10 protein-coding genes are annotated in these 12,442 nt (G+C 36.2%); 6 read left to right on the plus strand and 4 right to left on the minus strand.

The window, feature by feature from the left end; genetic code table 11:
• Positions 1-165: 165 nt before the first annotated feature.
• Positions 166-1,314, minus strand: a complete 1,149-nt coding sequence (xerA, locus tag G525_RS20905; RefSeq protein WP_051209919.1) for a site-specific tyrosine recombinase/integron integrase — start codon at positions 1,312-1,314, stop codon at positions 166-168.
• Positions 1,315-1,572: 258 nt separating this feature from the next.
• Positions 1,573-2,322, minus strand: coding sequence for a DJ-1/PfpI family protein (locus tag G525_RS0112315; RefSeq protein WP_027126439.1), 750 nt, complete (start codon positions 2,320-2,322; stop codon positions 1,573-1,575).
• A 330-nt stretch (positions 2,323-2,652) separates the two neighbouring features.
• Here G525_RS0112315 and G525_RS0112320 point away from each other — a divergent pair, with 330 nt between their 5' ends.
• Positions 2,653-4,068, plus strand: a complete 1,416-nt coding sequence (locus G525_RS0112320) for a hypothetical protein (RefSeq protein ID WP_027126440.1) — start codon at positions 2,653-2,655, stop codon at positions 4,066-4,068.
• Here the strand turns inward: G525_RS0112320 and G525_RS0112325 are convergent.
• Positions 4,065-4,655 carry an FMN-binding negative transcriptional regulator gene (locus G525_RS0112325; RefSeq protein ID WP_027126441.1) on the minus strand — a complete coding sequence of 197 codons (591 nt, stop codon included), beginning with the start codon at positions 4,653-4,655 and terminating at the stop codon, positions 4,065-4,067. The two genes, G525_RS0112320 and G525_RS0112325, sit on opposite strands and share 4 nt — an antisense overlap.
• 645 nt (positions 4,656-5,300) lie before the next feature.
• The gene (locus G525_RS20910) at positions 5,301-6,005 is read right to left on the minus strand and encodes a DUF4382 domain-containing protein (RefSeq protein WP_051209920.1); all 705 of its coding nucleotides are present in this window, start codon (positions 6,003-6,005) and stop codon (positions 5,301-5,303) included.
• A gap of 249 nt (positions 6,006-6,254) precedes the next feature.
• Between G525_RS20910 and G525_RS0112335 the strand changes: the two genes are divergently transcribed.
• The 5 genes from G525_RS0112335 to pncA all read left to right on the plus strand — a co-directional run bounded on the left by G525_RS0112335 (position 6,255) and on the right by pncA (position 12,320).
• Positions 6,255-6,707, plus strand: a complete 453-nt coding sequence (locus G525_RS0112335) for a KTSC domain-containing protein (RefSeq protein ID WP_027126442.1) — start codon at positions 6,255-6,257, stop codon at positions 6,705-6,707.
• A gap of 233 nt (positions 6,708-6,940) precedes the next feature.
• The gene (locus G525_RS20915; RefSeq protein WP_051209921.1) at positions 6,941-8,479 is read left to right on the plus strand and encodes a bifunctional metallophosphatase/5'-nucleotidase; all 1,539 of its coding nucleotides are present in this window, start codon (positions 6,941-6,943) and stop codon (positions 8,477-8,479) included.
• A gap of 597 nt (positions 8,480-9,076) precedes the next feature.
• The gene (locus tag G525_RS0112345; RefSeq protein WP_027126443.1) at positions 9,077-10,102 is read left to right on the plus strand and encodes a threonine aldolase family protein; all 1,026 of its coding nucleotides are present in this window, start codon (positions 9,077-9,079) and stop codon (positions 10,100-10,102) included.
• An 11-nt stretch (positions 10,103-10,113) separates the two neighbouring features.
• The gene (locus tag G525_RS0112350) at positions 10,114-11,517 is read left to right on the plus strand and encodes a nicotinate phosphoribosyltransferase (RefSeq protein ID WP_035479622.1); all 1,404 of its coding nucleotides are present in this window, start codon (positions 10,114-10,116) and stop codon (positions 11,515-11,517) included.
• Between the two features lie 197 nt (positions 11,518-11,714).
• Positions 11,715-12,320, plus strand: a complete 606-nt coding sequence (pncA, locus tag G525_RS0112355; protein ID WP_027126445.1) for a bifunctional nicotinamidase/pyrazinamidase — start codon at positions 11,715-11,717, stop codon at positions 12,318-12,320.
• Positions 12,321-12,442: the final 122 nt, after the last annotated feature.

Raw genomic sequence — 12,442 nt, forward strand, 5'->3', positions numbered from 1 at the left:
GTCGGATTATTTTTCTTGTTTTGTCCTTTGCAAGACATTGTAATCAAAGCTAAAATTATGAGGTATTTCTGCATTTTTTTCAAATTGTGGGCAACTCGTTATATGTGGATAAATATACCAATTATTCCGGTTAATTTTCTGGATAAGTGGAGTTTTAGTTCCTGTTTATAAATGTTGCCCTAGCTGCTCTAATGCATAATCCAAAGGACTTTTGATGTTCAATAAATCTTTCTTGGCAATATGGGTATAAATCATCGTGGTCTCTGGTTTACTGTGCCCTAATAGCTCTTGGATATGCCTGATTCCAACACCTTGCTCTATTAAGTGGGTAGCATAACTATGACGCAAAGTGTGCGGGGTTATTGATATGCTAATCCCACTTAGCGCAGCACTTGTTTTTAAAAACTTTCTAATGCTACTTGCCGAATATTGCTCGCCCGGCAAGCCTTCAGTAAAATATACTTGGGGCTTATAAAACTTCAAATACTGGTGCAATAAGGGCAACATGCTTTCGGCTAAAGTGATATATCTGTCTTTGCGTCCTTTTCCGTTTTTTACAAAAACTTGTCGCCTATCAATACTTATATCGGATATTTTTAAATTAATGAGTTCGCTAATGCGTAATCCTGATGAGTATAATAGGGCGATAATTGCTCTATGTTTTAAGTTTTTGGTGTGGGATAGTAATGCCACAATCTCTCTTTGGCTTAATATATTGGGCAGATGCTTGGAACGCTGTGGTCGTTCTAATTCAAGATTTTCAATCTGTGTTGAAGGTTCAAAAAGTATAAATAGCTTTAAAGCACTGATGAATTGCCGCTGCGTACTGATACTGTAATTCCGCGCAATGAACACCGATTCAATAAAAAGCTCAACATCCCTGTTTTTGAGTTCGCTTGGTACTTTGTCTGTGCAAAATTCGATAAAGTCTGCAACATAAAAAACATAGGTGTTTATTGTGCTTTGACTATACCGTTTGCCTTTTAAATACTTATAAAAATTATTGAGAAGGTGCTTTTGAACATCGGTTAAATTTCTTTCGCGTTTAAAAGGTTGGTTAGGGACGTTTTTGATATTTCCTTTTTTATAATCCATGTCATCAATGAACGCTTGATTTTTAAAAAGATTAAGTATGAGCAGGTAGTGCTCTTGTGAATCTTCTACATGCCATTGCTTTTTTGAACTGCTCCACTTTGCAGTAGGGATCTTTCTTATCGTAGCTATCAGTTGGGAATGGTAATCAAATGTCACGGCAATATAACGTTGCTTATCATAATGCACTTTAGCTAGCTTTATATGTGGTAATCGATTCATAATAACATCAATTTGAGAGTAATCTGATTGCTATTCAAAACCTATAAAGTCGATTTGTCCTCGTTATTTCCTTGTTTTGATGTGTTTGACATTTCTCATAGTACATCATAAATACATAGATTGACATGTTTTATATGCTTAAATTTCAGTTGTTTATCGAAGATAGCTTATAAAATCATAATATTAAACGGAATGAGTTTAAAAAACTTGTAGAGTTGCGAGCATTTGAAAGGTATTGATTGGTAATTGATCTTTTTATTACTTCCAATCCCGTAATCTGTCGAGATACAGATAGGATTCAACAAATTTTCGATGTGCAGGACTTGTCATTTTTTCGAACAATTGTAATGCTGAAATATAGCTGGCCAAATTGCCATTGGAAGAACTGAACTTGCCATCTTCAACAAAACTCACTAAACTATCATTCTGCACTTTTAAATTTGGGTAATCCTTCTGCAATTGCTCACCACCGCCAATCCACGTTACAATTTTGTGTCCGTCTGCAATTCCGGAGGCACCAATAAGCTGTGCGCCGGCACAATTACTTACGGTATAAGTGGTTTCTTCGTTTTTCTCTTTTATGAAATCCACAATATTTTGATTATGGATCTGGGCGTACATATCATAAGCACTCGGAACGAAAAGCGCTACTAATTTTGGGCAGTTTTCAAAAGTATAATCGGGAACAAAACGCATGCCTTCCTCAGTCGAAATGGGGTTTGAAGTTTCGGCAATGGTAATCACGTTAAAAAGTTGTTTCCCATCTTCGCTTGGTTTTGCAAAAACATCGGAGGTTGCGATAACTTCACTTTGAAGCACCCCATTGTACATCAACAGTCCTATGGTTGGCAGCGCAGCATTAAAAGGCTTTAAATGCTTGCTGAGTGTGTCCGTGGCAGATTGATTTTTAGACGTAAGGGATGGATTGGTTTCCTGTTTCTTCTTATCGGTGTTGCAGTTAAAGAAAATCAATAGCAACGTAATTGACAGTAATTTTAATGAATTCATAATGTTTAGTTTATGATATTAGCAGTTTTGTATCAGAAGATGTTAAGTAATATTGACGAAAGTACCACTCAATATAGTATCGGGAAATAGCATGAAATTATACAGAAATAATCAACCTAGAAATTTTAGATATTATAATTCCTATTTTTAAATTGATTCCTGTTTTAATTTTGAAATTGACCCTTTACAAGTTAAGAAATTAATACACCTTATTTGTTTGTGGTGTTCATCTTTTTTGCTCAGAATTTGAAAGTTTTTATTCCATCACAATTCAGAAATGGATGTAACAATTTCAATAAAATCAATACGAATACTCACTAACTGTTTATAATGAAATTAAAGAGACGCTTTAGTGATTCGTCGTTAAATTTTAGAAATTTATCTAAAAACGATCTGCTTCTCGCTATCGTAATTGGTTTGGGAGCAGCCTTTACTATTTATTCGTTTTTTTATGTGGTAAAGGAAAGTTTTAGGGTGATCTCTTTCGGATTCATGAATATTCCGAACATCGTCCTCGAATCCATTAGGGATTTCTACAATCTTTTTTTTGCGGGTTTATCTATGATATTCGGAAATTCAATTGCCATCAGCTTTTTATTAAGCAAACCTCAAAACGTGTTTTCGAGAAGTAATACCAAAAGAAACAGGATTCTTAACGATCAGATATTCCTGAATTTGAATTTCGCATATTGGTTTGGTAAAATGGGGCTTTTATTTGGCGCAGGTTCCATGAGTCTTTTTGATTTTCCATATCGCCCTTACTTTTATTTTCCATTGCTGCTATTACATGTGGTCATGTATCTGGAAACATGGAAAACCTGGATTCAAGTTTTAGGATTAAAAGGCTATAAATGGATGTTGATCCATTTTTTAATACTGTTAAGTTTGAGTTTTGCCATGTCCAAAGTGGACGTTGTAAATTACAAAGCTATTGATGCGGTCAGTCTTGAAATGAATCCAAAGGTTGATCTACCGCAATCTTATTTCTCAGAAACTATAGGAAATTTTGATAGGCTTATAAACTTTAGGCTACTATTAGATAAACACGATAATCTTATCATCATTGATGCACATATGAATCGTGTTAAGATCAATGAACTTCAAAACGTGTTGAATAGTGAAAAAACTTCAAGACGAGAAGAACTTGTCCCCTTTTTAAAAGTGGGTCTTTCTATTGATAAAGCACTTGAAATGAGGCATGTTGTTGGTTTTTTGAATGTGCTAAATGAAGCTGATTTTTGCATGGTCGTCTATTTCGTGAAAAATGAGGACGTGGCCTCAGAACGATTTGTGTCTAAAGGGCTTCCTGTAAGACATTGTATTCCTTATTTTTATAAAGATGAATTGACCACTCCAATTACAACTCCCAAACCTTATTCGGTATTAGATAATCCTTTGGAATATTTTAATGACTATTATGCTAGTAAAAATAAATTGATAATCGATATCGACAATCAGATAAAGGTAGATGGAATCATTGTTCCAAAGGATTTATTAGTCGAAAAGCTCAAGATCAGCATCAATGAAAACACGCTTTTTGAATATAATTATACCATGCAAACCAGCTTTCAGAATTATTTAACTGTGCTTTCTGCACATTTTATGGCGGCAAAAAGTATTAGAAAAGACCATCAGACGCTTGAATCTGGATTAGATTTTTATAACAAAAATTATGAGGCCTATAAAGCGGAGCAGGAACAACTTAAAACTGAGTTTCCTATTGCGAAAATGGAACGCATCCGCTAAAAAACGGTATCTAAAAACAAGCGAATGCTCTCTTGATTGGCACGGATCAATTCACTTCGAGCACTTTCAATATCGCTAGGTTTTTTATCTTGTGAGAGTTTGAATTTGCCTTCCCAATTGGTGATTTCTATTTCAAACCCCCTGACATAACTTATAAATTGCGCCATCCTAGGATTGTCGCGTTCTAATTGATAGCGATGTGAAGGTGCTTCCAAAAAAGAAGTCATATCCATCATAGATTGGATGATGATTTCTGGATCAGTGATTTCCGTGACCTTGCCTTTGATATGGACCATAATATAGTTCCACGTTGGCAATTGTGTGGTGCTGTAAATACTTGGTGAAATATAACACTGTGGGCCTGAAAATACGACCGTAACGTCGTTGTCGTTTTTTAATAATTCCGCTTGCGGATTAAATTTGTCTAAATGTCCAATCAGTTTTCCTTCAGAATAAATCAACGGCAAATGTGAGATTATGGGCGTATTGTCCTGTACAGAAACAAGCATTGCTAAAGGATAGGTATTCATGACTTCAATCATATGGTCACGATTGTCGTCTTGATGTTGTTGTGGTGGATAGTTCAAAATAAATGCGCGTTATAATAGTCCCTATGCTTCGGGGTCTTAATTTAAGATAACAATTGATAATTATCAACTTTTAGATTAAAAATTGCTGAAGTTATGGGTTTTTACATTAATCTGTTTTTTCAATCTAGCGAGTTTGCTCTGTAGAGCTGCGTTTGCAGTATAAGGAGTAGAATGTCATTGATTCTCATGTATGCTATGAATTTAAATCACAAATAATTAATATTGAACAATTATGAGAAGAATTCTTTCATGCAGCAATCTTATGATTTTTCTATTCATTCCAATTGAATAAAAATTATAATGATAAAATTCCTGAAAAGGTATGTTTTTAAATTTTTAGAATACTTTACAATTTAAAAAGATAATCGCATGATCATTTCATAAGATTAAAGAATTCCGATAGCAGAACTGTGGGCAGCGGGTGTATTTGAAAAAAAGTTGTTGCGAATTAATAGAACACAATAAAATTATTTGCTTAAGTTAAAAACTCAACAGGAATTTCATCATGAAGATATAATTATCAAATTATGAGTTCAATGGAACCTATTTTTACAAGTCTATGCAGTGTGATATAACAAAAAACTGCCCATAAAGCAATTTAACTTCATGGGCAGTTATTAACCATTAGAATTACGTAGCAGCTTAATCTAAGTCATCCATCAACTCAATTTGTGCTTTTATGGCTTTCTTAAGCGCTTCCGCTAACTCCTGATTCCCGTCAAGATCTTGTGGACTGATTGTGATAATACCATCTTTATCGTTATCAGTAGCCATAGAGATATCTACCATCGCCAATACTGCATCAAGATCAAAGTTAATGACAACTTCTTTTGTGTCATTATTTATAACCAACTTTTGGTCAGTGTCCTCGTAATCAATTTCAATTTCTTCTTCAAAATCATGCCAAAACACAAAAGGTTTTCCACTTATCTCTCCGGTCAGTTTCATGCTTTTACCAAACAATTCAGAGTTGGAATTTTCGCTTTTGTCAAATTCAAATTCGATTTCTTCGTAAATGCCATTCGGAATTTGAATATCAATCAATTGAAAACTGTTTTCTGATAATAAATCAATTTCAAAAGGGCCTTCCAGTTCGATATCATCATCGCTACCATAAATACCTTCTTGGAGCTCAAGTTCAATCTCTTTAAAATTCACGAGAAATTTTGAAAGGCTCACATTTTCACTCCCTCTATTTTTTGTCTCGGTATAACTCGCTTTTGCACCAATTTTTAAGATGCCTTGATCTGGAGTAAGGTTGGTGTCATCATCAGATGAACAGGCAACAAATACTGTTGCCATTGAAAGTGCAACGGCACCAGATGTCATTTTTTTGATTAAATTCATTGTTTTTCGTTTATAGGTTATAAGGGTTTAACGTCCTAAAAACTCTTTATTATTTCTAATATGTTAAAGATTTCTCAAAGTAGTTGATGAGTGTCAGGAAGGTTAACAAAGGAAGTCATACCATTTTGGCTTCCTGGCTTTAACATTGGATTGTAAAAAACACGTTTTATAAGACCAAAAACATTCGTTAATTTATTGTAATACATTGGATATTAACATGTACTTTTGCGCCCTCAAATAAAATTTGGTATGAAGCGCATAAATGAATACAAGAAACTCTTTGGAGTGGAAAACGAAGTCGAATTAAAGACTTTAAAAAAATCTTACCGTGATTTAGTGAAGGAATGGCATCCTGATAAATTCCAAAATGGAGACGCTTTACAAGAAGAAGCTGAAATACAAAGCCGAAGAATCATTGATGGGTATCATTTTTTGGTGAGCATTGCACCCGAAACTATTGCGTCCAATTTGGCTGAATATACCGAAACAATAACCAATTCAGGAATCGCTGATTACCAACACAAAGGGTTATTGATGGAAATCACCTTTATGGACGGGTCAACTTATGAATATTTTGGCGTGACCAAACAAATCTATATTAAAATGATCAATAGCGATAAAGTGAACCGTTTTGCAAAACGGAACATCTATCCAAACTATACTTATAGAAAATCGAAAAGAATTTTAGAATCCGCTCAGTAGAAAGTGGGAGATGGATTGCAAATAATTAGCGCTACACAACAACTCATTAGCAAAGGGAACACGTTATTTTATACGTATTCCCTTTGTTTTTTTGGTAATTTAAGAAAACAATCTTCATGCGAAGGATAGGAAATGCTGCTGATGTTCGTTAAGCTCTGATTTTAAAGGTGTTTGGGGTGTGAAAAGTTTTTATTTAGGCTGTAAATGCTTATTTTGCATAAAACCTCTTAATTATGAAAATAAGACTTCCGCTTTTGTATTTTGCAGTTTCACTCTTTATAACTTCATGTTCTGTACAACAAAAAAGCACATCGATCCATGATGATGGTCAAATCGATATCGTTTTTGTACAGGTCAATGATGTGTATGAAATAGCCCCGCTGGCAAATGGAAAAGAAGGCGGCGTTGCACGCGTGGCGAGCTTGAAGAAAGCGGAAAAGGAAAAAAATAAAAATACCTTTCTGGTTATGGGGGGAGATTTTGTGAGTCCATCCATATATAATGGTTTGAAATATGAAGAAGAGCGTATTCGAGGCAAACAAATGATTGAGGCCTTAAATGCTGCCGAGATGGATTTCGTCGTTTTTGGAAATCACGAATTTGATATTAAAGAAAGCGAACTTCAGTCCCGAATTGACGAATCAGAGTTTACTTGGGTTTCTTCAAATACATTCCATAAAAACGGCGATACCATTCAGCCTTTCGCAAAATCTTCTACAGTACCTTTCCCCGAAACTTACATTTTAAAGGTTTCAGATGCCGATGGCACCCAAGCGAAAATTGGAATTTTAGGGTTGACGCTTCCGTTTAACAAAACCTCGTATGTGCACTATACTGATCCTATTGTTACGGCAAAAAGGTTATACGCTCAAATAAAGGACTCTGTGGATGTCGTTATTGCTTTAACCCATTTAGATCTTAAGGATGATATCAAACTTGCACAAGAGATTCCAACTTTGGGGCTGATCATGGGAGGGCATGAGCATGATATGCAGTTTGAAAAAGTGGGTGACGTGTATATTACGAAGGCTCACGCCAATGCCAAAACTGCTTATGTAAACTCTTTAAGTTTAAATAAAACCAACGGTAAATTAAAAGTAGTTCCAAAATTAAGATACCTTAATGAAGACATAGCGCTTGAACCACAAACGAATGCAGTTATTGAAAAGTGGATAAAAATTGCCAATGATAACTATAGTTCTTTAGGATTTGATGCTATGGAAATCGTCCTAGAAACCAGTGAACCGCTGGACGGGAGAGAGCTTATAATTAGATCGCAACCTAGCAATTTAACGGAGCTCGTGCTGCGCGGTGTACAAAGTGCCGTTCCTCTTGCGGATGTTGTTCTCGTGAATGCTGGGGCAATTCGTGTGGATGATATCTATCATGCTCCAGTGTTTCAATATGACATCTTGCGAGCTATGCCTTTTGGCGGAGAAATAAGAGAGGTTGAGATGAAGGGCAGTTTGCTTCAGAAGATTTTGGAGGTTGGCGAAAGTAATATAGGCACTGGAGGTTATTTATTAAGAAATGCCAATCTCAAGAAGGTCAAGGATCACTGGTTTATTGGCGAAAATTTAATAGATAGTGACACGGTGTACCGCGTAGCGATGTTGGGCTTTTTGCTTACAGGGATGGAGACTAATCTAAATTTTTTAAATGAAGATAATCCAGAGATCCTCAAAGTGTATCCTATTGAAACTTCAAATGGCCATCCTCAATCTGATATTCGATTGGCCCTTGTACATTACTTAAAAAGCTTAGCCAATTAAACATAGAGAAAAAGCATTATTGCATCATACTTCTTTCTGATCTCAATTTTGAGGTAGTTAGGTTGGAAATAATTATGTTAAATTTTAATTCAACATTTGAAGCAATCTAAAAATTTTGTATATTTATAAAACAATCATATCGGGGTGCTTAATTCATTTAAAAATAGCTGAGAATATACCCGTTGAACTTCAAAAGGGATAACCTCTATAGAAGGAATATGATTTGCAAAGGGAACAATGTTTTAAACACTTGTTCCCTTTGTTTATTATAAAAGGTCTAGCTCACAACATTTTATTTTCAACAAATCATTCTTTCTGTAAAAACGAAATCCATTTAGTGCGTTCCCATTCAAATTCATTTTAATAACAACGATATTCAATTCTTTTAAAAAAGCGGGCGTCAAGACAACATGTACCAAAAAATACGCTTAACTTCGTGAGTGGAATATTTTTATCGGCTTACTTATGGAGCTTTGGATACGTTTTGTTTTAAAGGAAAAGCGTAAGCCAAGTGCGAGCCTTTTTCTTGTTTCACCTTCAAGAAATTGAGCTTTAACAAAAATGGTTGGCTGAAGATTTAAAGACAGATTCATAATAATGACAATAGATTTAAGAAGTGATACGCTCACAAAACCTACAAAAGCAATGCGCAATGCAATGCTGCAGGCTGAAGTTGGGGATGACGTTTATAAAGAAGATCCATCGGTAAACCTACTTGAGGATAAACTATCCACGATGTTTGGGATGGATGCGGCCTTATTTTTTCCTACCGGTAGTATGGCCAATCAGGCGGCCATTAAACTGCACACCCAACCTGGAGAGCAGTTAATAGCTGATAAATGGACACATGTGTATAATTTTGAAGGTGGAGGCGCTTCGTTCAACAGCGGCGTTTCTTGTAAACTGGTGGATGGGCACCGAGGGATGATCACGGCCGCACAGGTTGAAGAAAATATCAATCCTCCAGATTTTTACCACAGTCCGTTAACGAGCTTGGTTTGTTTAGAAAACACAACGAATATGGGCGGTGGTGCTTGCTATGATTTTTCAGAAATTCAAAAGATTCGTGCTGTTTGTGATACGCATCACCTAGGATTTCATTTGGATGGTGCGCGTATCTGGAATGCTTTGGTGGCGCAAAACCAAGATCCAAAAATCTATGGGGAGATTTTCGATACCATTTCAGTTTGCCTAAGCAAAGGACTTGGCACGCCAATGGGCAGTGTGTTGCTAGGAAAAAAGAAGTTGATGGATAAGGCCATGCGCGTACGTAAAGTTTTGGGTGGTGGCATGCGACAAATAGGATTTATGGCGGCAACCGGCATCTATGCGCTCGATAATCATATCGATAGATTGCAGGAAGACCATAAAAGAGCTTCAGAAATTGCCAAAGTACTTTCAGAGCAATCTTATGTCAAAATGGTAGAGCCTACAGAAACCAACATTGTTATTTTTTACCTGAAGACACCTATTTCCGAAAAGAAATTCATGGCTGACTTACTTCAAAGAAACATTAAAATCAGTACGATGGGTCAAGGTAAATTACGCATCGTGACCCATTTGGATTATACTGAGGAGAGGCATCATCAATTTTTAGATGCTTTAAAAAAATTAAACTACTAATTTAAAACGACATGCTTTTGAATATTACAGCAGCTTATACAGATCTTTACCAATTGACTATGGCCCAGGTCTATTTCAAAACGAAACCGGATGGGCGCGCGGTTTTTGATTATTATTATAGAAGCAATCCCTTTGATGGTGGTTATGCCATCTTTGCTGGATTGGAGGATGTGTTGAATATTTTTGAAACCCTAAAGTTTTCACCTTCTGATATTAGCTATTTGGAAACTCATGGATTTGAAAAAGAATTTTTGGATTATTTACGGGATTTTCGCTTTCGTGGGACGATCATTTCAAGTAAAGAAGGTGATGTGGTTTTTCCAAACCGCCCTATCTTACAGGTTGAAGCCAATATTATAGAAGCACAGATTATAGAAACCCTTTTATTGAACATCCTAAATTTTCAGACGCTGATTGCTACAAAGGCTAACCGCATACGGCATAGCGCAAAAAATGAAATTTTACTGGACATGGGCTTGCGTCGTGCTCACGCTACGGGTGGCTACTATGCGTCTAGAGCTGCGGCCATAGGAGGTTTTGACAGCACCAGTAACGTGAAGGCCGCTGAGGATTATAATATACCGTCTTCAGGAACAATGGCACATTCTTTTATACAAAGTTATGAGGATGAGTTGCAGGCTTTTCGTGATTTTGCAAAATATCGCCCTAAAAACTGTGTGTTCCTAATTGATACCTATAACACGCTTAGGATCGGATTGCCCAATGCCATTACCGTGGCCAAAGAAATGGAAAGTAGGGGAGAACAGTTGTTGGGCGTCAGATTGGATAGTGGCGATTTAGCTTATTTGTCTAAAAGAGCACGAAAGATCTTGGATGATGCCAATTTGGGATATGTGAAAATTGTAGCTTCCAACCAATTGGACGAATATGTCATCAAAAGTTTAAAAGAACAAGGTGCACCCATCGATATTTTTGGTGTGGGTACCAACTTGGTGACTGGTAATCCGGATGCATCCTTGGGTGGGGTGTATAAATTATCAGAATTTAATGGCGAGCCTCGTATCAAGCTTTCTGAGAATATTATTAAAGTGTCCTTGCCTTCCAAAAAGCAAGTGTACCGAATGATAGATGAAAGCGGTATGTTTTATGGCGCGGACGCTGTGGCAGTTTTCACAGAAGAAAATGTTACCGAAATGGTACATCCATTTGATTCTAGGAAAAGTTTAGACCTTGGTCGTTTTGAACATGAACCTTTGCTGGAAAAAGTGATGGAAAATGGCAAAAAATTAATGCCTCCGCGAACGGTTACTGAAATTGCCGCCTATTCAAAATCGCGTTTGGAAAAACTTCCTGAAGAATATAAACGTTTTCAAAATCCGCATATTTATAAAATAGGCCTTAGCGCAAAATTGAAGCAAGAGCGCGATGCTTTGGTTCAAAAACATAAATTTTAAATTTGAAGTTGAAGTGACCTTTTTGGCGTAAATAGTAGGACGATTTTTATGCAGAAATAAATAATGTTTGATGTTATGAGTGTCTGAAATGGGGTTTTAGTTAAGCACCATCATTCTTTTAAGGCGTCATTTGAGTTTGTTGAAAACCCAGCATTTAATTAACTTTACTGCAAAATAGTTCAAAAAATAAAGTGTACATGAAAACTCTTCTTATCATCGATGTTCAAAACGATTTTATGCCAGGCGGATCCTTGGCCGTACCCGATGGCGATAAAATAGTACCAATAATCAACAGCATTCAGCATAAATTTGACTTGGTGGTGGCGTCTCAAGATTGGCATCCGCAGGATCACGTGAGTTTTGCTTCCAATCATGAAGGCAAATCAAATTTTGATGTGATTGAAATTCATGGGAAACCTCAGACATTATGGCCCAATCACTGTGTGCAAGGCACGGATGGTGCTGATTTTCATGCCAATCTCGACACTCAAAAATGGGAAACTATTTTTAGGAAAGGAACTGATAAGGACATTGACAGTTATAGTGCCTTTTATGACAACGGACATTTAAAATCCACCGGCTTGACAGGCTATCTAAAAGAAAAAGGCGTTTCCCAACTCTTTTTATGTGGTCTTGCAGCAGATATCTGTGTTTACTTTTCCACCTACGATGCCTTTAAGGAAGGTTTTGCATGCTTTTTTATTGAAGATGCCTCGCGTCCATTAGATTTTGAAGAATTTGAAAAATTAAAGGAGAAGATGACGTATTTGGGAATCCAAATCATTTCTTCGGCAGACATTTAATGCAAACGATGAGGTCCGGTCTTCCTAATGCAAATCGCGTTGATTTCATTGGGTTTTTCGAAATTCACACAACACTACAACTTTTTTAAACAATTTTATAACTCTCATTATTCCACAATTAA

The organism is Gelidibacter mesophilus DSM 14095, from assembly GCF_000423005.1.
In the GTDB taxonomy this organism is placed as follows: Bacteria; Bacteroidota; Bacteroidia; order Flavobacteriales; family Flavobacteriaceae; genus Gelidibacter; species Gelidibacter mesophilus.

What these genes read in the sequence shown, in the direction of transcription:
- xerA (WP_051209919.1), bottom strand. Translation starts at nt 1,314, where the DNA reads ATGAATCGATTACCACATATAAAGCTAGCTAAAGTGCATTATGATAAG.
- G525_RS0112315 (WP_027126439.1), bottom strand. Translation starts at nt 2,322, where the DNA reads ATGAATTCATTAAAATTACTGTCAATTACGTTGCTATTGATTTTCTTT.
- G525_RS0112320 (WP_027126440.1), top strand. Translation starts at nt 2,653, where the DNA reads ATGAAATTAAAGAGACGCTTTAGTGATTCGTCGTTAAATTTTAGAAAT.
- G525_RS20910 (WP_051209920.1), bottom strand. Translation starts at nt 6,005, where the DNA reads ATGAATTTAATCAAAAAAATGACATCTGGTGCCGTTGCACTTTCAATG.
- G525_RS0112335 (WP_027126442.1), top strand. Translation starts at nt 6,255, where the DNA reads ATGAAGCGCATAAATGAATACAAGAAACTCTTTGGAGTGGAAAACGAA.
- G525_RS20915 (WP_051209921.1), top strand. Translation starts at nt 6,941, where the DNA reads ATGAAAATAAGACTTCCGCTTTTGTATTTTGCAGTTTCACTCTTTATA.
- G525_RS0112345 (WP_027126443.1), top strand. Translation starts at nt 9,077, where the DNA reads ATGACAATAGATTTAAGAAGTGATACGCTCACAAAACCTACAAAAGCA.
- G525_RS0112350 (WP_035479622.1), top strand. Translation starts at nt 10,114, where the DNA reads ATGCTTTTGAATATTACAGCAGCTTATACAGATCTTTACCAATTGACT.
- pncA (WP_027126445.1), top strand. Translation starts at nt 11,715, where the DNA reads ATGAAAACTCTTCTTATCATCGATGTTCAAAACGATTTTATGCCAGGC.